This window comes from Chryseobacterium sp. MYb7 (genome assembly GCF_002979455.1).
GTDB lineage: Bacteria > Bacteroidota > Bacteroidia > Flavobacteriales > Weeksellaceae > Chryseobacterium.
Genome location: NZ_PCOU01000001.1, coordinates 354,981 through 381,121, shown reverse-complemented (window position 1 = coordinate 381,121; position 26,141 = coordinate 354,981). Strand labels below are relative to the sequence as shown.

Here is a 26,141-nt window from a genome sequence, read left to right as displayed (position 1 = left end):
TTTCTAAATTTCCATAATGGTAGCTCCCCAAGAATATCCCACCCCAAATCCTGCCATTAAAACTTTATCTCCTGCTTTTAATATTCCTTTATCCATCATATTTTTAAGGGCAATAGGAATGGTTGCAGAAACGGTATTTCCGGTTTTTTCCATATCAATATAGAACTTTTCTGTCGGAATCTTTGTTTTCTTTCTTAAATAATTCAACATAAAAGAATTCGCCTGATGAAAAACAAAATGGTCAATATCATCCATCGTCATTCCATTTACTTCCAGCGTTTCTTTTACCAGTCCCGGGATATTTTCAATGGTAAAATTAAAAATCTCAGGGCCATTCATGTAAATATTTTCAGGGCTGAATTCATGCTCTGGATTCAGTTCAAAATCTTTCTTAAAAGCACCTTGCTTTACGATAAGGTTTTCGGCACCACTTCCATCTGTTCCCAGGCAAAACTGATAATCATTACCTTCTGATTTTTCAACAATTGCTGAAGCAGAGGCATCCCCGAATATGCTTCGGTTTCCTTTATCATCGGGGTGAATATGTTTGGTATATGTTTCTGAAGTAACCAAAAGAATACTTTTAGCAATTCCAGCAGCAATCAATCCTTTCGCGAAAGCCAGTCCATATACAAATCCTGAGCACCCAAGGTTAAAATCTATGGCTCCTACATTTTTTCTAAGACCAAGTCTGTCCTGCAAAATACAAGCCGTGGTGGGTAAAAAATATTCGGGACTTTGGGTACAGAACAAAATGAAATCCACTTTGTTTCTATCATAGTTTTCAAAAATTTTTTCTGAAGATTGTACGGCCATGTCTAACGCAGTTTCGTTCTCCGAAGAAATATGGCGTTGGGAAATACCTACTTTTTCCTGAATACGTTCAGAACTCCATTCGGGGAACAGTTTTTCAAGATCCTCATTAGTTAACACTTGTTGAGGCAGATAATATTCTATTTTTGAAATTTTCATCATATAAATAAATTCTTTTTCTTTGCAAAAGTAACGAAAACAAATTTACACCTGTGATGATTTTTATATTCCGAATCTTATTAAAAATAGACTCTCTGTATCATAATTTTTTGAATAGAGGCAGTCTTGAAGTGGCAAAATATAGAGGAATGAAAGTGGGTAAAAACTTTAATATGCCTGATAAAGTGTATTTCGGGACAGAACCCTACCTGATTGAAATAGGAGACAATGTAAATATTGCAGGAGATGTAAGGTTTGTAAATCATGGTGGTACCACTACCCTGCTTAGAAAACTTCCCGGATATGAAGATGCCAGGATTCTTGGAAGAATAAAAATAGGGAACAACTGTACAATAGGTCTCAATGCAGTTATCATGCAGGATGTACAAATTGGAAACAACTGTATTTTAGGAGCGAATTCTGTGTTGTCACAGTCTATGCCAGACAATACGGTCTTCATTGGAAACCCGGCACAATTTCTGTGTACCATTGAAGATTATGGAGATATCGTTTTAAAAAATAATCCGGAATATCCCCGCGAACTGGAGAAAGACAGAAAAAAACTGGATGCCTATATCAAAGAAAATCTTCCTCACAAGTATAAAAAAGCAAGAAAAATTAAATAAATTTAGTCTTGTAAAATCATAAAAGAAAAAACAAATTGAAAAAGAAAAAACTCCTCATTCGTATAGGTTCATTACGTCATGGTGGTGCAGAGAAGGTATTAATCAACTTTTTGAAAAACCTTCCTCCTGACAAATATGAAGTTGACCTTCTGGTGAATCTTTATTCAGGGCTATACATTAAAGAGGTTCCGTCATGGGTAACTTTATACTACCTGACCAAGGGGGAAATGATAACGACCAACAGGCCGCAGGATATCCCTGTAAAAGCCTATAGGGTTCTTTATCAGAAAATGTTTCTTTGGTTCCCTTCCCTGCTTTATAAGTTTGTTTTAAAGAATAAAAAATATGATGTAGAGATTGCAGCAATCCATGCAATGCATCAGGAAATACTATCAAGCCCACAAAAAGATTCAAAAAAAATTATCTGGGTGCAGAATGATATTTTCAATTTGAAGGAATACACTCCGGAAGTTATCAGGCAGTTTTTTAAATTCGATAAAATTCTTGTGATCTCTAATAAACTACAGGAAGGAATGTACAAACTCGCAAAAAATGAAGCGGAGAAAGCGTCAGTCATAAAAATTTTCAATCCAATAGACAGGAATGACACATTAAATAAGGCTGATATTCAAATTAATGATTATCCTTTCAACAGTGATCTTCCTACTTTCGTCACTGTGGGAACTGTATATCCACAGAAAGGCTATGACAGATTACTAAATGTTCATAAAAGGCTTCTTGATGAAGGATTGAAACATCAGCTTCTGATCATTGGTGACGGGTATGACTTTGATACCATTCAAAACCAGCTCAACACACTGGGGCTTCAGGATACTGCAAAAATGCTTGGATTCAGCAGCAATCCTTATCCTTATATGAAAAAGGCGGATTTCTATATCATGTCTTCAAGGCATGAAGGGTTTCCCACCATTATCGCTGAAGCACTTATTCTGGATAAGCCTATTTCGGCAACGGATATTTCCGGAATCAGAGATCTTCTACAAGACGGAAAACTGGGAAATATCACAGAAAACTCCGAAGAAGGAATATATGAAGGAATGAAAAAGTTTCTTACTGATAAAAATATCACTGAAAAATACAAAAAACAGATCTCACAAACAGAACTACCATTTGTATTGGAAAAATCTGTGGAGCATCTTCAGAAAATAATTGATGAAGTATAAAAACATTGACAATGGCTAATTATTCTATCATTCAAAAAGACTTTTACAGGGAAAGCGGAAAATGGCTTTCAACATTTCAAATCTGGAAGAAATGCATTAATCCTAATCTTCATTTTGTCTATATTTTAAGAATGGCTCAGAAATACCAGAAAACATCTGTTCTGAACACTTTCTGGAGAATTGTATTGAGGCATTATCAAATCAAATACGGATTCCAGATTTATCCTGAAACCCAGATTGGGGAAGGATTTTATCTTGGACATTGGGGAAGTCTTGTTATCAACCCTAAAACAGTTATTGGAAAAAACTGCAATATTGCACAAGGAGTTACGATCGGCCAGCAGAACCGTGGGAAAAATGAAGGATCTCCCATTATTGGCAACGAAGTATGGATAGGTACGAACGCTGTCATTGTAGGTGCTATAACGATTGGGAATAATGTATTGATTGTCCCTAATTCTTATGTCAACTTTGATGTTCCCAACAATTCTGTTGTCATAGGAAATCCCGCAAAAATCATCCCTACAGACAATGCTACAATGGACTATATCAACCGTAAAGTGTAGTAAATCCAGCACTTATAGTAAAAATTCTACTTGCATGTATCCGTTATTTCGTGTACATTTGCAAACAATGCATTGTTTGATTGTGAAATAATAACACAATCTTCCTTTAATGTAAAAAATTTCATATTTTTACATTAAAGATAGTCTCAATCCTTCAATGTAACTTGTTCTGAAAAAAATCGCTTAATCTTAAAAACACAACCCGGGCTTATTATTAATTTTAAAAAATAATTATTGATGAAAAACACACTTTCTTATTATTCCCATTCTACACCTGCTTTATCAAATCTATAGTTACACTTTCTGTCATAGCCAAAATCTAAACGGAAAGATGCAGTTTTCTGCCATGAAATTGTAACGATTTATCTTTCAAAAGTTTCTTTTTGAGTTGATACAACATCTTTGATCTCTAAGAATTATTATCTGATATTAATTCTTTTCCTGCAACACAGATTTGATGTTCAGCAGATTGCCAAAAAAAGAAAGACTATTTTTAAAATTGATCTTAACCGCCCACAAATAAATACAAATATGCTCAAAAAAATAATTATCATTCTTCTCATCATACTGTATCTTACAGGTTTTCTTCTTTCTTTCCCTTATATCTTTGATAATCTTTTTGGGGCTGAAAAATTAGACAGTATCCGGAATTTTTTTGAGTATGGAACTATGTTTTGTTCATTCCTTGTATTTAATGCACTCCTTTTTAAGAATAAATATACTTCGGTCATAGCTATTATCTTATGCTTATTATTAAGTCTGAATTTTCTGATATCAGCATCCTGCTATCTTATTTATCATTCCGGATTTAACGTAGGAATGGCCATCAGTATTCTTGAATCTAATCCTGATGAGGCCATGAGCATGTCTTATATGTTTATTCTTCCAGGTATTTTGTTTTTCATTTTTCTGGGGATGTTACTGTACTCTGTAAATTATCTTAAAAAAGATGTAGTAAAATTTGATGCTAAATTTATCATTATTGCTTTATTATGGCTTATTCTTCCATTTGGGTATCACTTAAAACACACCTATATAAGCAATAAAGGCGGAGGAAAGATGATCAAGAATGTATATTACCATCTATCCGATTTCAATACAGCATTAAATATCCAGAGAGACATTAATGCAATTAAAAAGAATATCCCGGTTTTCAACATCAAAAAAATACAGCCAGGCATAGAGAATGTGATTCTGATCATAGGAGAATCCGAAAGAAAACAAAATATGTCTTTGTATGGTTATAATAAAAGAACAACTCCTTATACAGACGAGCAGGCAGGAAATATGATGATTTTTGACAATGCTGTTTCTCCTGCAGGCATTACCAATCTGAGTGTCCCTTTGATTCTTTCAAGCATTCATCCTGATGAATTCAGATATCATTATGAGAAACTATCTTATAATATCATCAATCTCGCCAACCAAAGCGGATATAATTCTTTCTGGCTCAGCACACAGGCAAGTGCCAAAGGAATAACCGCTATCGCTTCCATGTCTAAAAACAAAAAATGGATCAACGGTTTTGATGAAGTTATTGTTCCGGAACTGAAAAATGTTATTCAGAAGAAAGAAAATAAATTTATTGTTCTCCACATCATGGGAAGCCACCCTAATCCTTGCAACAGAATCCCTCCTAACTGGAATTCTGAAGGAATGGACTGCTATGACAGCTCTATAAAATATACCGATTCTGTCTTCAAAAATATTTTCAGCACATTGAAAAACACAAACTCTGTGGTAATCTATGCATCCGATCATGGACTTAAAATACAAGGCGATAAACTGCTTCATGTAGACTCTAAAGAATCTACACAGGTACCATTTTTCGTTTGGTATGGGGATAAGGTACCTGCAAACTACAGAATCACCGGACGGGAATCCAAGCAAACCCAAACCACTTATATCTATCCGCTTATTATGAAATATATGGGTCTGGAAGCACCTCAGCATTATAAAAATGAAGGCAATAAGTACTTGAACTTGGAGATGAAGAGCATGGAATATGATAAGCTGCCGGAATAATATATACTTTCCTATATTACAGCTGTTTTTCTACTGATGAAATAGGCTGCAAAAAGATTAGGAACCCAGCATAGCCATGCGACAGCAATATAAGAGCCTTCAGCATCGCCTGTAGCCATTTTCAGTAAAGGATACCATAACCGCAGCGTCACTGCTGCAAAGGTACAAGCATAGCTAAAGGTCATAAACTGCTGATGTTTGAGGATATTTCTTTGCTTTATCTGTACAACTGCCGCGAGGGTCGTTATCAGCCAGATGCATCCCAAACAGATAAACCCCGTTGCTGAAATGAGTCCACCATTCGCATAAAAGCCCATATAAATACCCGAAACAGAACCTATCATCACAGCAATTACGTAAAAACTCCCGATAATCCGGTGCAGTCTTATATTTTTATCTCGGAATGAAGTACTAAACTGGCTCCACCCTATAAAAAGAGCCAACCCTCCGAATACTATGTGAGAAAAAAAGGCTGATTTCCAGATTACATTATGAAGTACTTCTAAAGATTTAGAACCTAGAAAGGTATATTGATGCTCTACAAAAGCATAGATCAAAGGATACAATCCGATAAGTAATGCCAAAACACACATGATTACAAAGAGTAACTTTTTCATAGTTGTTCATTTAATTTTCTGCAAAAATGAGCATTACAAAAGCTCCATCTGTTCCAAAATGAAAGGTGGAACCTATTTATAAAACATTAATAATAAACAGTTTGAGACAAAACCGTCAATAGTTTAATATAAGTTATTCCATATGAATGCTTTGATTCTTTAAAAATTCAGACGGTGAGCAATTCATGTACTTTTTAAAGTTTCTGTTAAAAGAAGTCTTGGAATTAAACCCACATTCAAATGCCAATGAAAGAATCGTGTATTTTTGATTTTCCGGAAGGACAACGGTACGCTTAAACTCTTCAATACGCTGCCTGTTGATATAGTCATAAAAGTTTTTATGCTCCACAGAATTAATCACCTGAGATAATGTATTAGGATGAACATCTAGTAGCCGTGCAATAGTATTCAGATTAAGTTCCGGGTCTTTGTACAACTTTTCCTGTGTCATTTTATACACAAGTTTTCTATAAATAGATTGTATAGCTTCATCTCCTGGAGAATTTTTCTGATATTTTACAACCTCATTATCAAGCTCTTTTGGCTCTTCCCTATCAGGAAGAGCAGGGATATTCAAAATTCCCACACGGCTGATTCCAAAGTAAGCGGCTACTACAATAAACAGAACTACCATTGAAAAAATAAGAATGTCATTTTTAATAATCACCGCAATCCATATCAAAGCGATCCCTGCAATAAGATAATACAGCCAGTTAAGATTCATTTTTTCAGTATTGGAATACTGACTGGAAATGCCTTCCGTATATTTTCTTACAGCAAAAAGACTTAAAGAAACATATATTATTCCTGATAAAATCATAAGATATATTTGATCACCTTACTTAATAGCTTATATCCATTATTTCCGCTCTGATAAGCAGCCAGTCTATCCCATGGAGATAAGAGCAAAAGCTGAGATAAAAGCAGGCCAATCATCAGAACAGGAATACCGTTCAACAACCATATCTTCACACCCGGATGTCTTCCTGTAACACACAGAACATACAAATACAGCATGGGCCCGTGAATAAAAGGAAAGATAATTTCATATCCCAGAAGATAGGGAAACTTCAAATAACTGCCGGAAAAAAACAGAATAAATAAGATAAGATGTATTCCTATAATCAGGAACCATGCAGCTAATATATAATCTGCCATTATTTTTTTGCGCTTTCCTAAGATCAAAAAGGAAGAGAAACAGGCAATAAAAATGCCTGCCAGATAAAATAGGGATGGTAAAGATTGCAGCCCAAAATCAGACATTCTATGAATACTTTAATTGACCTTTAAATTATTCATTTTTTTGACATATTATGATGATTTTTACCGCCATACCTCAAAAAATTAATGAAGAGATCAATAATTAAGAATATTTTAATTCGTAAATATCAAATTTTAATTTATACTTCGTAATTTTATCATGTTTTTTAAACGTTTGGATTACCATAGATAACCCACTAACTGTAATGCAAAGCATATCGGAATGTTAGATATGATTTTAAGCATATTTTAATATTAAACTTTGTTAAAAGTGATTGATTTTTTAACAAAAAGTATATTTTTGCACAATTATTGATTTAGTCTATTGATTTTGAAAATAATTTAAACGAAATAAATAATTATAAACTTTTAAAATTTTAAAATTATGTCACAATCGTACGAGGTTATTTTCGAAAACAACAAAAAATGGGTAGAATCCAAAGTAGCTGAAGACCCCAATTTCTTTCAGGAACTTGCAAAAACTCAGCATCCTGAATTCCTTTACATAGGATGTTCAGATAGCAGAGCTACAGCAGAAGAACTGATGGGAGCAAAACCAGGGGAAGTATTTGTTCACAGAAACATTGCTAATGTTGTCAATACTTTAGATATGAGTTCCACAGCCGTTATTCAATATGCTGTAGAACATCTGAAAGTAAAACACATTATTGTTTGCGGACACTACAACTGCGGCGGTGTAAAAGCAGCGATGACTCCTCAGGATTTAGGATTATTGAATCCCTGGCTGAGAAACATTCGTGATGTTTACAGACTGCATCAGGCAGAACTGGATTCTATTGAGGACGAAAGCAAGCGTTATGACAGACTTGTAGAGCTTAATGTTCAGGAGCAGTGCATCAACGTAATTAAAATGGCCTGTGTACAGGAGAGATATATCCTGGAGGAGCAACCTATTGTACACGGCTGGGTATTTGACCTTAGAACAGGTAAAATCATTGATCTGGAGATTGATTTTGAGAAAACCTTAAAAGACATTCAAAAGATCTATAATCTTACAGGTTCTGATTGGGTAATGAGCAGAAAGACCAAATAGTTTTTCTAAAAAGAATGTAAAATGAAATTCTGGAGTATTATTGTATTAACGTTTTTTCTGAATTTTACAGCGCTGCCGAGCATTGCTGCGGTTGCGGGCTGGGATATTGCAAGAACGAATATTATAATCAATGAAGAAGAACCTCATTCTCACCCATCCTCATTTATTGTTTACGAAAAGACTATTCCGAAACCTTTAGATGTATTCGATTATCTGAAATTTTCTGAACCTGATGTTCAGGGCGTGTCTTTTGTACTGATCGATGATTCTTTTCATCTTTCACCTTTACTTACTATATTTTCTCCCCCTCCGGAAGCGTAACTCCTATAGTTAGATTTTTTTGATACCATTTCCATATCATTTTTTGATATCGGATATCCACGTATTTAAAATTAATTTTTTTTCAACTTCTTGTAATTGACTTATTTAAAAACAAATAAGCCGGTTATATCTTACAGCTTCACATTATGAAAAAGACATCATTAATAGGAGGAATCAAGGAGAATTTTCCTTCAGGACTCGTGGTATTTTTAGTAGCACTTCCGTTGTGTTTAGGAATTGCTTTAGCATCAGGTGCTCCCCCATTGTCCGGTATTATTTCCGGCATTGTAGGCGGCCTGGTAGTAGGAACAATCAGTAATTCAAATATTTCAGTTTCCGGGCCCGCAGCAGGTTTAACGGCTATCGTTTTAACAGCCATAACAGATCTTGGCGCATTTGAGCTTTTCCTTTGTGCGGGGATCATTGCAGGACTTATACAATTGGTTTTAGGATTTGTAAGAGCCGGAAGTATATCCAATTATTTCCCGAATAACGTGATTGAAGGAATGCTTGCTGCCATAGGAATCATTATTATTTTAAAACAGATTCCACATGCACTGGGATTCGATAAAGATTATGAAGGTCATGAATCTATTTTTGATAATGGCCTGAACTTCGGATATTTTACAGAATTATTTGGAGCTATCCATCCGGGAGCTATCGTTGTTACTTTGGTTTCCGTAGCAATTCTTATTGCATGGGACAAAATCCACGTACTGAAAAGGATGAAAATGTTACCGGGAGCTTTGGTTGCCGTAATCGTAGGTATCCTTTTGAACCAACTTTTTAAGATGTCCGGAAGCTCACTGGCTATCGAAACCCAACATTTGGTTTCATTACCGGTACCGCAGTCTTTTGATGATTTTAAAAATCTGATTACAACTCCTGACCTTAATGGCTTTACCAATCCTAAAGTCTGGATCGTAGGAGCTACAATTGCCATTGTAGCATCTATTGAAACCCTGCTTTGTATTGAAGCATCAGACCGATTAGACAGACAGAAAAGAATTACAGATACCAACCTTGAGCTGAAAGCACAGGGAATAGGAAACCTGATCAGCTCTTTTATTGGTGGTTTGCCAATGACTTCTGTAGTAGTAAGAAGCTCTGCTAATGCCAATGCGGGAGCAACCTCTAAAATGTCAAGTATTATTCACGGGATATTTTTATTGATCTGTGTACTTTCTATTCCTGTTATTTTAAATTTAATTCCATTAGCTACTTTAGCTGCGGTCTTAATTTTAGTGGGATATAAATTGGCAAAACCAGCTACATTCAAACATTTCTGGCATTTAGGAAAATTCCAGTTTATCCCATTTGTGGCAACGGTTGCAGCTGTAGTGGCAACAGATTTATTAAAAGGAGTAGGAATTGGTCTTGCCATCTCTGTTTTCTATATTCTTCAGGGAAATATGAAACGAGCTTATTATCTAAGCAGAGAGCGATTAGATGATGCGGATGGGATCAACATAAAACTGGCTGAAGAAGTTTCATTTTTAAATAAAGCAGCGATTAAAAAAACACTTAAAAACATAAAACCAAACTCAATAGTTATCATTGACGCCAGAAGTACATCCTATATTGCAACAGATGTACTGGAAATGATCCAGGAATTTGCCAATATCCGCGCCAAGGAACAGGATATCAATGTTGAACTTTTAGGCTTCAAAACTTCATACCGAGATTACGAAAGAAGCGAGGACTCTCATATTTTAGTTACACATAAAAGAGCCATGTAATCTCAATCATCAATTAATTTTTTTAACTTTAAATTCGAAAATAATAAATAATATGAAAGCACATACATACGAAACACAGTCTACTATCACTCCTGAGAAAGCATTGGAATTCTTAAAAGAAGGAAACCAGAGATTTGTAAACAATCTTAAAGCCAATAGAGATCTTCTTGAGCAAGTGAATGCTACCCGTGAGGGACAATGGCCATTTGCCGTAGTTTTAAGCTGTATTGACAGCCGTACTTCTGCAGAGCTTATCTTTGACCAGGGATTAGGAGATGTTTTCAGTATCAGAATTGCTGGTAATTTTGTAAATCAGGACATTCTTGGATCTATGGAATTTGGTTGTAATGTAGCCGGTTCCAAACTTATTGTAGTTTTAGGACACACGAAATGCGGAGCATTGAAAGGAGGTCTTGATGCTGCACAGATTGAAGGATTGGGAATGGATAACCTGAACCACCTTATCAATCACTTCAATCCTATCATCAATGATATTATTGAGGAGAATGAAGAACGTTCATCAAAAAACAGTTCTCTTCTGGAAAGACTTAACCAACAAAACGTAAGAAGTGCCATTGAAGACATCCGTAAGCAAAGCTCAACCCTTAAAAACCTTGAAGCAGAAGGTAAAATTAAAATCGTTGGAGCCAATTATGATGTTGAAACAGGTGCTGTAACGTGGTTATAAGAAATAAACTCATTAAATTTCAATTATAATTTACAGAAAATGCCATCGGAATCCGGTGGCATTTATTTTTTGTTGTTTTTTGCTCTAAATCAAGTAAATAATATGTTTATTTATCAGTTAAGAAACTAAAAACAGGAAGGCATTTCATTTTAGGGAGATTTAGTTTTTATTATTACAGATTAATTATATATTGACATTATTGTTTTTAATAATAAAAATTTCAATATTAGATTAGCATTAGAAAACAATAAATATAGATAGATCATAAATGTTTTGATATCATAGTATATCAAAGTAGTTGTCTTGAACTTTTTTTGTAATAAGAAAAAAGATACGACATGATTTGTCGCTATGAAGCAGTAGCTTTGTTACAAGAAAGAAAGAAAGAAAGAAAGAAACTAAAAACCAACATCTCAAAATAAACAAAATATGAATACATTCTGAAATTCTTATCGCAAAAACCTGATTTTTGAGTTATAAAATTATTAGATAAACTGTAGGTCCAACCGAAAAAACTATAACAGATGAATAAAGAAATTATGTCCCTAACTTAATTTCTGTATGCACATATAAGGAATTTTCCTTACTTCTTTTGTGTAGGGCTTTAAAACCTAAGGTCTCCTAGACTATCTATTATAATACCCTGACTTCAGCCGGGTTATATCCTTACAACCTAAAAACAAAATGTATGAAAACATGCTATCTATCAGGATAACAATTTCTTATCGAAAAAACACCGTTAAATATAACAGTAATTTCCCTTCATTGGGATAACCAAATCAACTTTTAACTTTAAAGCCAAACACAATGAAAAAACTTTATTCGGGTATATCTTCTGAATGTACCGCTCCGGGCAAGTCGGCCCGGAGAATCATAATACAAAGGAAAATCTTTCCTTTGATTTTCCTCCTGATCGGATTTTGGGGATATTCCCAAACCGAAGTCTATTTCAAATACGATGAAGCAGGCAGCCAGAAATACCGTGGTCCTGAAGACCTTGCCGGAAAAGCTTCAAAACAGCTTAAAACCACTTCTCTGGCTAGAACTCAGGTAATAAATGAAAAAGACTTCTGGAAACAGGTACGGTTATATCCAGTTCCAGTCAATGATGTTTTAACCATTGACTGGACAGAGGAAATGGACAAACTTATAGAATCTGTTTCTCTATACCAACACAGTACAATACACTGGAAATTCCAGCAGCAGAATATTCCCGGACTTAACAGGCAGTTAAAAATCAATATGACGGGTTATGATTGGGGAGTATATATCCTTCGCTTTACGTTGAAAGACGGCAGAATTTTCAGTAAAAACATCACTAAAAGATAATGCATCATGAAAAAGTATAATCACAAGAAAATACAAATATTTTCATCACTCGTATTATCTTTCTTTTCAATATTCTCCTTTGCCCAGAACTTCCATGATACTAAGGGAAATATAGAAGTCAACAGAGTTGGGCAACTACAGTTTTCTTTGCCCATAGATGTTCCTCCGGGAGTAAAAACAGTATCACCACAAGTAAGTTTGGTCTATAATAGTGAATCGGGCAACGGTATTGCGGGATATGGATGGAGTATTTCCGGCATTACAGCCATCACCAGAACAGGCAAAACCATTGAAAATAACGGCGAGGTAAAAGGAGTTCAGATGGACTTCTCAGATTATTACAGCTTTAATGGTAAAAGACTGGTACTGAAATCAGGAGAATATGGCAAAGACGGTGCAGAATATGTAACCGAGAAATATTCAAATACAAAATTTAAATCTATAGGAGCTGCCGCCGGATGGTATGGCCCGGAATATTGGGAAGTGACTTTCGAGGATGGTTCCCAGGCATGGTATGGTCGTAATCCAGTTGCCAAAACGTCCACCGACTATTATATAGATGAATGGAAAGATCCGCAGGGAAACTACATTTCTTACAGCTATATCCAGGGAAACGGTGTTGCCATGATAAGCAGCATTAGCTGGGGTGGCAATAAGGACCTGAATACACCCTATATGAACACCATACAGTTTGTTTATAATGATCGGGATTTAAAAGAAGAATCTTACGTGCAGGGATACAAATTTTACAAAAATAAAATTCTTTCCGAGGTAAAGGTACTTACTTATAATAATCAGTTTAAGCGATACAGCATAGACTATACAAGTAATGGGACTAATTACCAGTTTGCAGGGAAAATTACAGAATACAACGCCAATAACGAGCCTTCTAACCCTGTGACGTTTAATTATCCGGCTATGGTAAATTCTTCTTATGCAGAATATACAGCAGAACCTGAACCCTTTAATGATGTGAAGTTGGTTGGAGATTTTAACGGGGACTCTTATCTGGACTTCCTGATGAATAACGGTACTGTAAAGCTGGGTGCTTTTAATGAAACCTTTTCAACAGTTTCTACAGGTAAAACTTTTGCAGGTAACGCTAAAGTAGTCACCACATTATTAGACGAAACCGGACAGGTCTATAATGGGAATGGAATTATTGAATATAAAGACAGTAGAATTTATGGATATATTTTTAGGAACAATGATTTTGTAAAAGTATTCGACAAAAGTCTGGGTAATACCGTTTTTTATGGACAAGGTGATAATTTAATTCTTGAAGTAGGTGATGTTAATGGGGACGGAATACCTGATGCTTTCCTTGATGATGGAGGTCTCCCAGGATTTAATACAAAAGCTATAATAGACCTTAAAAGCCCGGCCACTCCTTTAGTAGGACTGCTGCTTGATTCGGGAATCAATGAAAGTGGTTATAAGGATCGCAAGTATATGGATATAGATGGAGACGGAAAAGTAGAAGTTATCAGTGTTGCTGATTCGCAGTATACCGTTTTTGAGTTTGTAAAATATAGTGCTGATGCATACCTGCAGAAAATTAAATTTTCCGGAACTCTTCTGGAAACGAAAGACCCTGAATTCCCTATATTATATGGTGATTACAATGGAGACGGAAAACTTGATTTTGCGATTCCTATTACCGATTATGCCATAGGAAAACCTGACGACTGGAGATTTTACATGGGAACGGATAAGGGTTTTACTCCTTTCCTAAAACAGGAATTTTTTACTTATAGAAAATTCCAGAAAGAAATGACTGGCAATTATGCCAAATTCGCCAAACAATATTTCTTTTCGGTTACAGACATGAACAAGGATGGGAAATCTGATATTGTTCAGGTATTCTCCTATAATCAGATCAATATGTTCAATGCAGCTGGCTCAAGGGATTTCGGTTATGTTATAAGTGCAAAGATGGCTAATGGATCGGATGTTAACGGAACACCGAACTTTACTCCCAACTGGTTATTTCAAAGCCCAACTTACAGCACACAGGATTTGTATGATCTTACACTCTTTACTCCAATTACCAATTCTATAAAATCCGGGAATAATTATTATAATGTCTTTTTATACTGGAAAGAGTTCCTGAAAAAAATAAAGGGACCTACTCCTGTTTCTGAATTGGCAAGAATGGCTTCAATTACCCAAGGAGGGGTTACTACTTCGGTGAAATACATGGAAGTAGTTCCTGGGAATACCTCTATTCCCGATTTCTACAAGAAAGAAAAGAATGAGATTTATCCTTATTATGCCATGACAAGGGTGGATCAGGCTTACGCTGTATCCCAGCTTGTGGAAGAAGGCAGAAAGCAGGATTTCCGCTACAGAGGGCTTGTAGGAAACTTGCAGGGTAAAAGTTTACTAGGATTTCATCAGATCGCCCGTTCCTCATGGTATGCTGATGGTTTTGAAAACACCAAGATATGGTCCGGATCACAAATAGATCCTGCCTTGGATGGAGCACCTGTGAAAGAATGGAGCATCAGAACCAATAATGAAAATAATATTTTCCCGGCAGATATTTCAGAGAATAACAGCCAGCTTCTGAGTTTTGAATCTGTAGACTATAAGGTGGATAAACTCTTGAATGGTCAGGTAATTACTTCGATTCCTACAGGCAGCCAGTCCAAAATTGTTACTGCTATTGTTCCGAAATTTACCAGAACAAAAGATTTCTTAACCGGAACATTCATTCAGAAGGTAACGAGCTATGAAAACTATTACCTGCCTTCTAAAATAGAAATCAATACCAATTACGGTTACGGTGTATCTACCACTGAGTTCGACTACACCCATAATATTGGGGGAACAGGAACGAATTATTATGTTGGAAGACCGACAAACAAGGCTGAAAAAACAGAGGCTTACGGTGATGTACAGAATACCTTTACCACCTACACCTATGAGAACAATCTTTTAAAAAGCACCAAGTTTTTCCCCGGAAATGATGCTACACAAGCTTTAAATGAAGAATATTCTTATGACGGGTTTGGGAATATCACGGCAAAAAAAACTATTTCGGGCATAGATGGAAATGCAAAAAATCAGAAAGATGAGTATGATCCAACAGGCAGGTTTATCATTAAAAAAACGGATAATCTCGGCCTGGAATCTGGGTTTACTTATAACAGCCTGGGACAGGTTCTAACCCAAACAGATCCGAATGGCAATACTCTCACCAATATTTATGATGTATGGGGTAAGCTCCAGAGTTCTGCTTCCAGCTTAACTGGAACTACCACTTTTCAGTACGCTAAAGATAGTCAGTACAACGAAACGATTACCCGTAATGATCCTGATGGTGATGTGGCAAAAGTTTTCACCAACAAACTGGGAGAGGAATATAAAACTTCTTCCAAAGCTTTTGCTCAGGGAAAATATGTTTCTAAAGATGTACAGTATGATGTCCTTGGAAGAAAGATTAAGGAATCTGAACCCTATTTTGATGGGCAGGGAGCCAGCCAGTGGAATACCTTTGTTTATGATGATACTGTATTCCCAGCTAAGATAAAGGCTACAGCATTTACCGGAAAGCAGACAGAAACCATTATATCAGGACTGACCACAACAGTAAAAGAAACCAGTCAGTTGGATTACGGCAGAACAACTTCCCAAACCCTGGATGCTTTAGGAAATGTTTTATCATCTACTGATAAGGGTGGAACAGTACAATTTTCTTATAATGCATCAGGTCAACAGATTCAGGCTAAATATGCGGAGCATATTGTGACCACGATGTATGATGACTGGGGAAATAAAACACGCGTAGAAGATCCTTCTACAGGGGTATATGAATACCAATACCTTGGCTATATGGGAGCTCTGTCAAGAGTAATAAGCCCAAAGGGTGAGAAAAGGTATCAGTATAACAACCTTGGTCAGCTTGTCATTCAGAATGAAAAATCCACTACCGGAAATGAAACTGATAAAGCAATAAGCTTTTCCTATAATGATAAGGGAAAACTTACTTTAAAAGAAGGAACTTCCAATGGAAAAAAATATGCATATACGATAAATTATGATCCACAGGGAAGAAATACTTCTTCTTTCCAGGAAACTCCTGAAGCCTATTTTTCGCACAAAAATGTTGTTTATGACAGCAAAGGAAGGATAATCTCTTATGAAAAAGCAATACAAACTTCCGTAGGAACAACTAATGTTTCTGTCGAAAACCTGTACAATGCATGGAATGGTGAGCTGTATCAGGTTAAGGATAAGAACTCAGGGAAAATTTTATGGGAACTGAAAGAAACCAATGAAAAAGGACTGTTGGTAAGGGCTAAATTGGGAGCAGCGGAAATTAATAATGAATATGATGGTAACGGATTTTTGACAAATGTTAATCATTCATCGCCCATAAAGCCAGATATTTTTAAGGCTTCATACAATTTTGATGCGATTAAAAACGAGCTTAAAAGCAGAAAATCAGTATTACCTTTCGAAACAGAATATTTTGTTTATGATGATAACAACCGTCTGGTCAACTGGACAGATCCAATTTCAGGAGATATACCTTCTACCAATAGAAATATTTATGATGCAAAAGGCAGAATACTGGTAAATGATCAGGTGGGAACCATTAAGTATGAAAATTCTGACAAAATTTATCAGGCTACGGGAATGACTCTGAATAATGACGGGATGCAGAATTATGATCAGGATCTGGTTCAGACTGTTCTTTATAATGAGAATAATGACCCTGTATATATTGTTGGGGAAAAAGGTACTGTCGTATTTCAGTATGGATTAACTGGTATGAGACAAAGAGCTACCTATAAAGGCATATTTGACCCAGAAACTGAAGGAGAATTGACCAAACTATACAGCGAAGAAGGAAGCTTTGAAGTGATAAAAAGCAGTGTTTCTGGAAAGGAAAAGCATATTATCTATATAGAGGGCACTCCATATGAAAGCAATATTGTATTTTTGAAGAACTTTGATGAGAATAGCGGTTCTTTTAAATTTTTGCATAAAGACTATCTGGGAAGTATTTTAGCCATTAGTGATGAAGCAGGAAATATGCTTGAACAAAGGCATTTCGATGCGTGGGGTAATTTAACTCATCTCCGTATTGGAAAAAGTAAACTGGCTGTTGGCAAAGCCAGTATTGATGTCCTTATCAATGTTTCCGGAGGGTTACTGATAGACAGAGGCTATACAGGTCATGAGCATTATACGGAAGTGGGGATTATCCACATGAATGGAAGACTCTACGACCCACTTCTAAGAAGGTTTTTGAATGCAGATGAAAACATCCAGGATCCATTCAATACCCAAATCTACAATAGGTACGGGTATGCGATGAATAATCCCCTTATATATAATGACCCAAATGGGGAGTTTATATGGATTGCTGTAGGAGCTGTTATTGGTGGCTACTTAACCGGGGTAAAAGCCAACGGCTCATGGAATCCTGTAAAATGGAATTGGGGAGCCACCTGGGGCAAAATTGCAATGGGAGCTGCAGTAGGTGCATTTACCGGAGGTGTTGGAGCCGCCGTTGGTTCTGCATCCCTTGCTGCCGCAGCAACCTATGGAATACAAGGCGGTCTTTTAGGAGGTGCTATAGCAGGAGCTTCAGGAGGTGCCGTTGCAGGAGCTATTAATGGTTTTGCCACTGCTGTAATGTTTGGGGAAAATGTAATAGAAGGAACGGTAATGGGCGGTTTATCAGGAGCGGCTATAGGAGGAGCGGCAGGTGCAATTGCCGGAACTTTAGGCCAAATGGCTCAAAACACACAGGCGGCTAAAATTGGAGCCCCACAAGGAACAATTTTAAAAGGAGCTCCTATTGCTGAAGGCAGAAGTGCATGGACTTTAAACAATACTCCGAAAACTACCACTGTTGGGGCAACTGCTGTGAAAACAACCTCTATTGAAATTGGAGATATTGGTTTTAGCGTTGATGAATATGCCGGAACAAAGTTTGTAAATGAGCAGCCAGTACCAATATATAAGGAAGGTTCTCAAACAATCTATAAAGGAGAATATACAAAAGTAAATCCATCTACTGCTAAGACTGACTTTACTTTTACTAAATCTGCAGAAAAACATTTAACAGAAATTGTGAAACGAGGAGAAAATGCAGGACAACTTGCAAGACCTTATATGAGATCTCCTTTAACTATTCGGGAAATTATGTCATCCGCTAAAGGTATACCTGATGCTACTTTTAAAGGAGGCATGAATTGGAAAGTACCTGGCAGCTATAGAGGATCTCAAGGGATATGGGAACTAGGAATTAATCCTGAAACAAATATCATTTATCATTTTAATTTTGTCAAATAACAACATATGAAATTTATAATTGATCATAAAGATTTTATAGAAAAATCTAAACGTTTAAACTACGATGCTGAAGAGTTCTCTTTCGATACAGAACCGTCGATAAAAGAGATAAATTTCGATATTGTAATAAACAAATTAAACCTTTCAACAGCTGATGATAATAAAATTGTGCAAATTTGGGGATTTTGTGGATATAAAGAATGGCAAAAGTTCAATTATGAACCTCCTAAATATAAAACTGGAACTTTAAAAGTCGAAGATAAATTAAAAGAAGGTTTTTCTTATAGGATAACTCCAGATAATTTACCAATGTTTGTCAATGTCCAAAGTGGATGGCTATGTATTGGAAACCCTGAAAAAAAAGGGAATGCTGTTGAGTTTATTAATAATTGCGTAGCTATTATCGATGGTAATAAGGAATTTGTGTCTCTTTGGCTAAAACCCGAAAGGCTACCCAAGATTTGATCGACCATAAAGCATAATAAATTCTGTTTTAGCTTAGGAAAACTACATAAGAATATCATTAATTAGTAGAGCAGTGAAAAAATAAGCTAAACTTATTAATTTATTAACTATTGCGTGTATTAACGCGCAATAGTTTAAAAAAAAACTGACTTTAAAATATATGTAAATTATGCACTTAAGCCTTGGAACAAACAGAATGGATTGGATAAGGTCTAGCGGGAGGACTGGACGCATAGAAGTTTCAAGAGTTATATATGATAATTATGGTCGTCAAATATATAGAGTTGATTTCTCTTATCATATGAGGCCGATAAACCATAGTCTTCCACACTTGCATCAATATGAATACGGACCAGCTTTTGATCCAATAAAAGGAAAAGAAACAGTTTTTAATTTTTGGAATAAATGAAAAAAATAATAAATTCAGAAAAAATAACAAATATTTATAGTGATTGGAAGCCCTCTGACATAGCATTTATTAAATCTCTTGAATGGTCAAATTATAATTTATTAATTATTTTTTATTGCCAATTAAGAGAAAATATAAGTGGATGGCCAGATTCATCAAAAAACTTTTTTGAAGTATCTGCAACATTTAAATCAATATCAAGTTTAAAAATTGATTTTAATGGCTCAGGATTACATTAAATTTCAGGCTTCGATATTATAGATATCTCGGATAATAATTTAGAGAGAATAAATTTTTTAGTGGAAGATTATGAAAATGATAGTATTCATTTTTATTGTGAAGAAGCTGAAATAATAAAAGTATCTGATCCAGAGAAAATAGTCAATTTTATATATTAATGAAGAGTTAAAGTTTATAAAATAATTTTTCAAGTTTTCACAATTCATTAGCAATTGCGTGTAGTTAATACGCAATTGTTTTAAAAAGGCTAGTAAAAGATGTATGTAAATTTAAACCTACACCTAAGTCTATATTATGAAAAATATTCAAATAAATTATTCACAATTATTGTTTTTATATGCTTACTTAAGATTAGTCGATCTTTCACTTGATAGGAATAAGTGGACTACTTGGGATGAGCTACAGGATTATTTTAAAAATATTATATCACCTTCTCAAATCGCTCAATATCTTATTAATACTTTTAATTTACCTAAAACAGATTTTAAGAATTTTCATTTTATACCTCAAAATAAATCTTTGTTTAATAGGCTAAGACCAATTGTATTTAAAACTTTCCCATTAAAACAGGACGAAGTCTTATATTGTTGCAAACTCTTATTTCAATTTGATGAAGCACTCCATTCAGATATTCAAAAATACCATTTAGGAATTGAAAGAATAAGAATAGACATTGCTGAATACTATTCATATGTTTTAGGCAGAATGATTTTATGGAATGATTTAGAGAGATTGATGAAAATTGAACACTTTTGGCAAAGTGAGAAAATTGACATTTCTAAATTAGAGGAATTTATACCTACAGATTTTAAATAAATCCAGTGTTAATTTTAAGCAATAAATAATCATTCTTAAAATGATAATTAGATGACTACCTCAAAAAAGGGGTAGTCATTCTTTTAGATACTATTATGATTTTAGATTTTCCATAATCTCAGTTTGAAATTATTTCCCGTTAAAGGCTGACATTGTATTATTCAATCCTGCAAATACAAAAGAAAGACTGGCTTTGGAAAAAGTTTCAATTCTTTCCGTAAGCTTTCCGACTTCTTCTTCATTCCAGGTTCCCAATACATAATCTACCTGTTTCCCGGCAGAAAAATCTGCAGAGATTCCGAAGCGCAGTCTTGCATAATTTTGGGTCTGCAATACTTCATTGATATTTTTAAGCCCATTGTGCCCCGCATCAGAACCTTTTCCTTTCAATCTTAAGGTTCCGAAAGGAAGAGCAAGATCATCAGTAACGATCAATACATTCTCCAAAGGAATATTTTCTTTCTGCATCCAGTATTTCACTGCATTTCCGGAAAGATTCATGTAGGTATCCGGTTTAAGGACAAAAACCTTTCTGCCTTTGTGTTTTCCTTCTGCCAGCCAGCCAAAGTTGGAAGTATTGAATGATACTTCAAGAGTTTCCGCTATTTTTTCGACTACTTTAAAGCCTATATTGTGTCGTGTATTTTCATATTCTGAGCCTTTGTTACCAAGCCCGACAATTAAATATTTCATCAGAAATTTTTTGCAAAATTAAGGGATAAAAAATAAAAAACTCAATCTTAGGAAAGATTGAGTTTGAATATTATTAAAAAATTCTTCTATTGTGGTTTATAGATGTAATTAACGCCGTATCCTTTTGTCATATAGGTCTGAGGATCATAAACGTAATTGGTACTCAATACAATTGGAGTTGGGATAGGAGTAGTAAGATCCGTTAATGATACTCTCTTCGGGTTATTAGGTGAAAAAAGATGGCTTTCACCATAATTATTTGTAGATAGAATTCTTGAAATTTTATACGCTGTTGGCAATAGTGTGAATGGACTGATCTGATTATCATAAGCATAAAAATCAAAACCGTACTTTTCAAGAGGTGGTTGAAAAACATCACCATTAGTACCAGTCAGCTGCCCAATAAAATTGACAGCTCTAGAAACATTATCTCCAATATAGGTAAACCCGGTTCTCGAATATTCAGTAAATTTAAATTGAGTTCCGGCAACATCAATACCACTCTTCCCAATTATAGAATCAAGCTTTGCTGAAGCAGCAACATATTTAAATTCATACTGTTTTTTTTCTTTTCCTAAAAGGGTCTGCGGGCCTGGAGTTGTTGCTGGTGGAACAGGTGGCGGTCTTCTAAAAATAGAACGATTTTCAGAAATTTTATCCAATCTACCTCCATTTCCATAAGTAAATAATTGGGTATAAGACACACTATCTTTATCAAGCTCACCATCATCATCTAAATCTAAAAACCCATTAAAATTAATCTGGCTGATTTTATCACCACTGTACATAATATTAGTTATTGAAGCACTGTCTGTGATTACTTTAGTCACAAGAAGTCCGCTGTACTGATATTCTGCGATAGTATCTTCATCCGTAATTTCTCTGTATAATGCTCTCGGACCGCTTAATCCGTTTGTATTGTTAAGATCCAACAATGGATTCCCATCCTCATCCAGTAAACTCTTGCAGGAATGTATTGAGGAAAAACCTGCGATTAGTAAAATAAAATAGAAAATTTGTTTCATTTCCTTGTAATTGATTATTTTTTTGACAAATATAATTTTTTTTTGCCTAAAAATTGTATTATTATTTATATTCCGGTAAGATTAATGACTATCTTTCTCCTATAAATTTTTATAGGTAAAAGCCATATTCTGATTTTTTTCTACAACCACATATCCCTGATTGTCATAAGAATAACTTTGAGCTGTATTAACAGGAGCAGCCGGTGACGGCAATTCTATAAACATTGAAGTAGGATTGTTCGGAGATATCTTGTAGAAATTAACCGGACTGATCAGACTTCGTGTAATGAAATAGACTGATGGAAGTGTAGAATACGGGCTTTTCTGAGCATCATAGTTTTGAAAGCTATATTTGCTTATTACCGCTGTTGTCATGTTCGGGTTTCCGTTGATATCCAATAATCCTTTGGAGCAGACAACCTGAATAACATTGTTTCCGTTATACACAAAACTATAGTCTATAAATCTGTTATAAGCACTAATTCCTCCTTCTTTTCTTTTCTCAAGAATTTTGGTAAGTTTATTAGTTACAGAATCATACGTAAATGCATAATCACTTACTACAGATGCAGACGGAGTAGCTCCTGTTGCTGTAGAAGTTGCATTGTAAATCTTTTTACCAGTATCATCCGGAACAATATTAAATTCATAAACAAGGCTTGATGAAGCAGAGCTTACATATTTAATTTTAGTAATATTCTTGTTGGTATAGGTTACTGTCCCTGTAAAATAAGCACTTCCGGAGGCAAATTCATCTTTAGAGACTGCTGCCTGCAAATCTCCGGTTACAGCCAATGTAGTGTATTCTTCCTGAGAAACATTGTTAGAAGTAACCTTTGCTAAAACTTTTTTAGGTGGCGGTCCATCATCCGGGTTCGGGATAGATTCTGTAGGATCTGAGGTAGTATTACATGCTGTCAGCAGCGCAAGAAAAGCAATACCGGCAAACATTTTAAAAAAATAGTTTTTTACCATATAGAATTTTTTTAGCTTGTCCAAATATAATTCAATTTTTAATAATACACTTCAATTTATATGAACAAATTCACAAGAAATAGAGTTAATCAACAAAAAAAATCTAAAAACATAACGTTTTTAGATTTCCAAATATTGTATTATTATGAAAATTAATAAGGCTGCAATATTGATGTTGTCAAAACAGATTGTGACATGTCACTATTAAGGAAGGTAGTATTCACTGCTGTTCCCACCCCAAGTGTTGATCCGGAAATGGCTCTTTTGGTACAGGCTACTTTAACTTTATAATCATTTTTAGGATTAAGATTAGTAAGGGTAGCATTCAGATTAAAGATTTTATAGGCTCCGGGATCTCCAAGCAATACATCTGTTCTTACCGCTTTCAACTGATCATCTACAAATACCCCACAAGCAAAGCTGGCAGAACTGGCTCCTGTTTTTTGTACCGTTGTTTGAAACGAAAAAGTTGCTTTATTCGTTTGATTAGTTACAGAGAAACTATCTATCGTTCCTGTAAGGACAGACCAGTCAGTAGTAAGGGCTGCTCCCTCATTATAAGGGTTTGTTGAACCATTAGTCCCGGAAAAACTCACTCCGGTCTTATCTGAAACTGTATTAATAGAAAACACAGACATACTTCCCTGTCCGTCAGCAATTTTTATCGCTTTCCAGTCATTGATATTCAAGTCCGTATTATTATGCAAAATATCCCCTGCTGTTCCGGCAGATCCTCTCAGTGCATCTGTACCTCCAGTTCTTAATTCTTTTCTGATATTAAGATCTCCGTTCACATCCAGCATATTAGTTGGACTTGGAGTACCAACACCCACTTGTGCGGTTGCAGCAACAGTTAACAGAAGTGACGTTACAAATAGTATTTTTTTCATGATCTGCTTAGTTTATAATGTTGTTAAACACTTGAGGAACTTCATATACATCTACTTTAAGAGATGACTGTGAGATAAATCCATTAATATTAGTATATACATTAGTTCCTATCGTAAGGGTGTTGCCAGCAGCTCCATAAGACCCTAATCTTGTACAGGCAACATCTACGGAATGGTTTCCTGTGCCAAGGTTATCTACAATCCCGATCTGGGTATGGGTAAGAAAAGGATATGAAGTGGTAATCGCCTTTAAATTTCTTTGTCTCAGATTCACTAGTTTACCGTCTACAAAAATACCGCAAGCATAATCTATTGAAGTATCTGCCGCTGTACCTACAGCTCCAAAGTCTGCCTGAACCACTGTTTCAAATTGAAAGTAAGCTTTACTTTGAGAACTAAATACGCTGATCGTCTTTGAGAGCCCATCTATTTTTTTAAAATTCGAAAGCGTACTCAATTCTTTTCCTTTCGTAAAAGTTGCTCCTCTTGAAGAGAAAGCCACTGTAGAATCATCGGAAGCTGTAAATGAAGTTCCTACTTTATCTGAAAAAGAGTTGTTATAAATCAGGTAAAATTTATTCGGTTCATATTCAGGAATACGAAGTGATTTCCAGATCGGTGGGAAACCTTCTCCTCTGGAAACCAGAAGCTGATCATTATTCCCTTGGAATATCGTATTATCTGCAGAATTATAAACACCAATTTTGTTTCTGAAGTTGATATCTCCGTTTACGTCAAGTTTTGCTTTTGGAGCATCTGTTTTTATTCCTACTTGAGCGGTTGCCAGAAGTCCCGAAGTAAAAAGCAGAGTTGATAATAGTTTTTTCATCATTAGTTGTTTTTATAGCTCACGTATTCGATAACATCCATTTTCATGGTAGATTCCAGAGTAAATGCACTGGATACTCCACTTGAAGTCTGTACATTGCGTCCTATTGCAAATTCTGAAGCAGAATTTGATGTATCAATCTTTCGGCATGCAATTTCAATATTGTGAACTCCTATGGGAACATTTTGTTCGGTATAATTAAGGGTGAAGATATAATCCTGAAGACCATTTTTCCCTGTGTTATTATTAGAAGCAATTCTATCCGGGCGCACAGCTACTAACAGTCCATTTCTGAAAACACCACAGGCAAACCTCACACTTTCTATAGCAGTAGATGACTGTGCTTTCATTTCAATCCCTGTCTGGAATTGATAGGTGATTCTGTTTTTCCCGTTTTTAATGGTAAAGGTATTTTTAAGCCCATCAATCTTCTTCCAGTTTCCTTTAGCTGCATCAGAGACATTGTCTCCCACTTTGTTTGTGTAGATATTATCCCCGGCAATACCGTTAGAAAGAGATGTAACCCCTGCTTGATCCGACGACAGATAAGAATTGATCAGCTTATACTGTCCCTCTTCCATAAAGGAAACGTTCAAAGATTTCCACACAGGAGGTAAACCCTCACCCTGAGAAACCAAAACCTGGCCGTTTAACCCAGCCTCGCCAGCCTGAGTTGAAGTCCCGCCTACTCTAAGTTCTTTTCTTAAGGTGGATTTTCCATTCACATCTAGAACGGATTTCGGCTTTGCAGTACCGATGCCCACCTGTGCGTTGGCGTAGAAAGAAAGAAATCCAGCCGCGCAGCAATATATAATTTTTTTCATAATAAGGACTGCAAAGGTACGCAATGAAGACCTAAAAATTCCAGTTATACATTCATAAACCTATAGAAATAAACACATTACACAATAGAATTAATCACACATAAAAGTAGAATTATTACTACATAACTCCACTTTTCCTATAGTATAAAAACAAATTAATGCCCCAAACCCTTACTGTTCGGGGATTTACAGGATATTTTTTAATCATTAAAAAGTGACTTCAGCCCCCTCAAAAAGGGCTTAATTCTCTTAAGCTTGAATATTAGCAGATAAAAACATGAT

At 35.4% G+C, this 26,141-nt stretch carries 23 protein-coding genes; 13 read left to right on the top strand and 10 right to left on the bottom strand.

Annotated elements, in window-relative coordinates; translation table 11 throughout:
• Positions 1–3: 3 nt before the first annotated feature.
• Positions 4–975 carry a 3-oxoacyl-ACP synthase III family protein gene (locus CQ046_RS01715; RefSeq protein ID WP_105700593.1) on the bottom strand — a complete coding sequence of 324 codons (972 nt, stop codon included), beginning with the start codon at positions 973–975 and terminating at the stop codon, positions 4–6.
• A gap of 53 nt (positions 976–1,028) precedes the next feature.
• Between CQ046_RS01715 and CQ046_RS01710 the strand changes: the two genes are divergently transcribed.
• The 4 genes from CQ046_RS01710 (at position 1,029) to CQ046_RS01695 (ending at position 5,373) form a co-directional block, all read left to right on the top strand.
• Complete coding sequence (locus tag CQ046_RS01710) at positions 1,029–1,598, top strand: acyltransferase (RefSeq protein WP_105700592.1); 570 nt, start codon at positions 1,029–1,031, stop codon at positions 1,596–1,598.
• Between the two features lie 35 nt (positions 1,599–1,633).
• Positions 1,634–2,782, top strand: a complete 1,149-nt coding sequence (locus CQ046_RS01705; RefSeq protein WP_105700591.1) for a glycosyltransferase — start codon at positions 1,634–1,636, stop codon at positions 2,780–2,782.
• Positions 2,783–2,793: 11 nt separating this feature from the next.
• Positions 2,794–3,348, top strand: coding sequence for a serine O-acetyltransferase (locus CQ046_RS01700; RefSeq protein ID WP_105700590.1), 555 nt, complete (start codon positions 2,794–2,796; stop codon positions 3,346–3,348).
• A gap of 531 nt (positions 3,349–3,879) precedes the next feature.
• Positions 3,880–5,373, top strand: a complete 1,494-nt coding sequence (locus tag CQ046_RS01695) for a phosphoethanolamine transferase (RefSeq protein ID WP_123906553.1) — start codon at positions 3,880–3,882, stop codon at positions 5,371–5,373.
• Between the two features lie 11 nt (positions 5,374–5,384).
• On the opposite strand, the gene CQ046_RS01690 is transcribed toward CQ046_RS01695, so the two are convergent.
• The 3 genes from CQ046_RS01690 to CQ046_RS23815 all read right to left on the bottom strand — a co-directional run bounded on the left by CQ046_RS01690 (position 5,385) and on the right by CQ046_RS23815 (position 7,148).
• The gene (locus CQ046_RS01690; protein WP_105700588.1) at positions 5,385–5,990 is read right to left on the bottom strand and encodes a DUF2306 domain-containing protein; all 606 of its coding nucleotides are present in this window, start codon (positions 5,988–5,990) and stop codon (positions 5,385–5,387) included.
• 133 nt (positions 5,991–6,123) lie between these two features.
• Positions 6,124–6,810, bottom strand: a complete 687-nt coding sequence (locus CQ046_RS23820) for a helix-turn-helix domain-containing protein (RefSeq protein WP_228406840.1) — start codon at positions 6,808–6,810, stop codon at positions 6,124–6,126.
• Positions 6,807–7,148, bottom strand: a complete 342-nt coding sequence (locus CQ046_RS23815; protein WP_228406839.1) for a hypothetical protein — start codon at positions 7,146–7,148, stop codon at positions 6,807–6,809. The genes CQ046_RS23820 and CQ046_RS23815 overlap by 4 nt, the downstream gene beginning before the upstream one ends.
• Positions 7,149–7,635: 487 nt before the next feature.
• Here CQ046_RS23815 and CQ046_RS01680 point away from each other — a divergent pair, with 487 nt between their 5' ends.
• The 9 genes from CQ046_RS01680 (at position 7,636) to CQ046_RS01635 (ending at position 20,623) form a co-directional block, all read left to right on the top strand.
• Positions 7,636–8,304: a carbonic anhydrase gene (locus tag CQ046_RS01680; RefSeq protein ID WP_105700587.1), complete on the top strand. Its 669-nt coding sequence runs from the start codon at positions 7,636–7,638 to the stop codon at positions 8,302–8,304.
• 21 nt (positions 8,305–8,325) lie between these two features.
• Positions 8,326–8,625: a hypothetical protein gene (locus tag CQ046_RS01675; RefSeq protein ID WP_089692794.1), complete on the top strand. Its 300-nt coding sequence runs from the start codon at positions 8,326–8,328 to the stop codon at positions 8,623–8,625.
• 146 nt (positions 8,626–8,771) lie between these two features.
• Positions 8,772–10,364 carry a SulP family inorganic anion transporter gene (locus tag CQ046_RS01670; protein ID WP_105700586.1) on the top strand — a complete coding sequence of 531 codons (1,593 nt, stop codon included), beginning with the start codon at positions 8,772–8,774 and terminating at the stop codon, positions 10,362–10,364.
• 52 nt (positions 10,365–10,416) lie between these two features.
• On the top strand, positions 10,417–11,052 hold the full coding sequence (locus CQ046_RS01665; protein WP_105700585.1) for a carbonic anhydrase: 636 nt from the start codon (positions 10,417–10,419) through the stop codon (positions 11,050–11,052).
• 807 nt (positions 11,053–11,859) lie between these two features.
• Entirely contained in the window at positions 11,860–12,381 is a 522-nt protein-coding gene (locus CQ046_RS01660; RefSeq protein WP_228406838.1) for a hypothetical protein, read from the top strand.
• Between the two features lie 6 nt (positions 12,382–12,387).
• Positions 12,388–18,693, top strand: coding sequence for an RHS repeat-associated core domain-containing protein (locus tag CQ046_RS01655; RefSeq protein ID WP_105700584.1), 6,306 nt, complete (start codon positions 12,388–12,390; stop codon positions 18,691–18,693).
• Between the two features lie 6 nt (positions 18,694–18,699).
• Positions 18,700–19,158, top strand: a complete 459-nt coding sequence (locus CQ046_RS01650) for a hypothetical protein (protein ID WP_105700583.1) — start codon at positions 18,700–18,702, stop codon at positions 19,156–19,158.
• A 405-nt stretch (positions 19,159–19,563) separates the two neighbouring features.
• Entirely contained in the window at positions 19,564–19,806 is a 243-nt protein-coding gene (locus tag CQ046_RS01640) for a hypothetical protein (protein WP_105700581.1), read from the top strand.
• Positions 19,807–20,101: 295 nt separating this feature from the next.
• Complete coding sequence (locus CQ046_RS01635; RefSeq protein ID WP_105700580.1) at positions 20,102–20,623, top strand: hypothetical protein; 522 nt, start codon at positions 20,102–20,104, stop codon at positions 20,621–20,623.
• Between the two features lie 129 nt (positions 20,624–20,752).
• On the opposite strand, the gene pth is transcribed toward CQ046_RS01635, so the two are convergent.
• The 6 genes from pth to CQ046_RS01605 form a co-directional block, all read right to left on the bottom strand.
• Complete coding sequence (pth, locus tag CQ046_RS01630; protein WP_105700579.1) at positions 20,753–21,316, bottom strand: aminoacyl-tRNA hydrolase; 564 nt, start codon at positions 21,314–21,316, stop codon at positions 20,753–20,755.
• Positions 21,317–21,402: 86 nt separating this feature from the next.
• Positions 21,403–22,341, bottom strand: a complete 939-nt coding sequence (locus tag CQ046_RS01625) for a hypothetical protein (protein WP_105700578.1) — start codon at positions 22,339–22,341, stop codon at positions 21,403–21,405.
• A 99-nt stretch (positions 22,342–22,440) separates the two neighbouring features.
• Positions 22,441–23,316 carry a hypothetical protein gene (locus CQ046_RS01620; protein WP_105700577.1) on the bottom strand — a complete coding sequence of 292 codons (876 nt, stop codon included), beginning with the start codon at positions 23,314–23,316 and terminating at the stop codon, positions 22,441–22,443.
• 152 nt (positions 23,317–23,468) lie between these two features.
• The gene (locus CQ046_RS01615; RefSeq protein WP_105700576.1) at positions 23,469–24,206 is read right to left on the bottom strand and encodes a hypothetical protein; all 738 of its coding nucleotides are present in this window, start codon (positions 24,204–24,206) and stop codon (positions 23,469–23,471) included.
• A gap of 7 nt (positions 24,207–24,213) precedes the next feature.
• Positions 24,214–25,035 (bottom strand): hypothetical protein, encoded by an 822-nt coding sequence (locus CQ046_RS01610; protein WP_228406837.1) that lies wholly within the window; start codon positions 25,033–25,035, stop codon positions 24,214–24,216.
• 2 nt (positions 25,036–25,037) lie between these two features.
• Positions 25,038–25,859, bottom strand: coding sequence for a hypothetical protein (locus CQ046_RS01605; protein ID WP_105700574.1), 822 nt, complete (start codon positions 25,857–25,859; stop codon positions 25,038–25,040).
• Between the last annotated feature and the right edge of the window lie 282 nt (positions 25,860–26,141).

Excerpts from the sequence above, each read along its gene's own strand:
- CQ046_RS01680 (WP_105700587.1), top strand. The coding sequence starts at position 7,636 with ATGTCACAATCGTACGAGGTTATTTTCGAAAACAACAAAAAATGGGTA.
- CQ046_RS23815 (WP_228406839.1), bottom strand. The coding sequence starts at position 7,148 with ATGGCAGATTATATATTAGCTGCATGGTTCCTGATTATAGGAATACAT.
- CQ046_RS01625 (WP_105700578.1), bottom strand. The coding sequence starts at position 22,341 with ATGAAACAAATTTTCTATTTTATTTTACTAATCGCAGGTTTTTCCTCA.
- CQ046_RS01660 (WP_228406838.1), top strand. The coding sequence starts at position 11,860 with ATGAAAAAACTTTATTCGGGTATATCTTCTGAATGTACCGCTCCGGGC.
- CQ046_RS01610 (WP_228406837.1), bottom strand. The coding sequence starts at position 25,035 with ATGAAAAAACTATTATCAACTCTGCTTTTTACTTCGGGACTTCTGGCA.
- CQ046_RS01695 (WP_123906553.1), top strand. The coding sequence starts at position 3,880 with ATGCTCAAAAAAATAATTATCATTCTTCTCATCATACTGTATCTTACA.
- CQ046_RS01675 (WP_089692794.1), top strand. The coding sequence starts at position 8,326 with ATGAAATTCTGGAGTATTATTGTATTAACGTTTTTTCTGAATTTTACA.
- CQ046_RS01605 (WP_105700574.1), bottom strand. The coding sequence starts at position 25,859 with ATGAAAAAAATTATATATTGCTGCGCGGCTGGATTTCTTTCTTTCTAC.
- CQ046_RS01655 (WP_105700584.1), top strand. The coding sequence starts at position 12,388 with ATGAAAAAGTATAATCACAAGAAAATACAAATATTTTCATCACTCGTA.
- CQ046_RS01635 (WP_105700580.1), top strand. The coding sequence starts at position 20,102 with ATGAAAAATATTCAAATAAATTATTCACAATTATTGTTTTTATATGCT.
- CQ046_RS01665 (WP_105700585.1), top strand. The coding sequence starts at position 10,417 with ATGAAAGCACATACATACGAAACACAGTCTACTATCACTCCTGAGAAA.
- CQ046_RS01640 (WP_105700581.1), top strand. The coding sequence starts at position 19,564 with ATGAAAAAAATAATAAATTCAGAAAAAATAACAAATATTTATAGTGAT.
- CQ046_RS01620 (WP_105700577.1), bottom strand. The coding sequence starts at position 23,316 with ATGGTAAAAAACTATTTTTTTAAAATGTTTGCCGGTATTGCTTTTCTT.
- CQ046_RS01700 (WP_105700590.1), top strand. The coding sequence starts at position 2,794 with ATGGCTAATTATTCTATCATTCAAAAAGACTTTTACAGGGAAAGCGGA.
- CQ046_RS01710 (WP_105700592.1), top strand. The coding sequence starts at position 1,029 with ATGATTTTTATATTCCGAATCTTATTAAAAATAGACTCTCTGTATCAT.
- CQ046_RS01650 (WP_105700583.1), top strand. The coding sequence starts at position 18,700 with ATGAAATTTATAATTGATCATAAAGATTTTATAGAAAAATCTAAACGT.
- CQ046_RS01690 (WP_105700588.1), bottom strand. The coding sequence starts at position 5,990 with ATGAAAAAGTTACTCTTTGTAATCATGTGTGTTTTGGCATTACTTATC.
- CQ046_RS01670 (WP_105700586.1), top strand. The coding sequence starts at position 8,772 with ATGAAAAAGACATCATTAATAGGAGGAATCAAGGAGAATTTTCCTTCA.
- CQ046_RS01615 (WP_105700576.1), bottom strand. The coding sequence starts at position 24,206 with ATGAAAAAAATACTATTTGTAACGTCACTTCTGTTAACTGTTGCTGCA.
- pth (WP_105700579.1), bottom strand. The coding sequence starts at position 21,316 with ATGAAATATTTAATTGTCGGGCTTGGTAACAAAGGCTCAGAATATGAA.
- CQ046_RS23820 (WP_228406840.1), bottom strand. The coding sequence starts at position 6,810 with ATGATTTTATCAGGAATAATATATGTTTCTTTAAGTCTTTTTGCTGTA.
- CQ046_RS01715 (WP_105700593.1), bottom strand. The coding sequence starts at position 975 with ATGATGAAAATTTCAAAAATAGAATATTATCTGCCTCAACAAGTGTTA.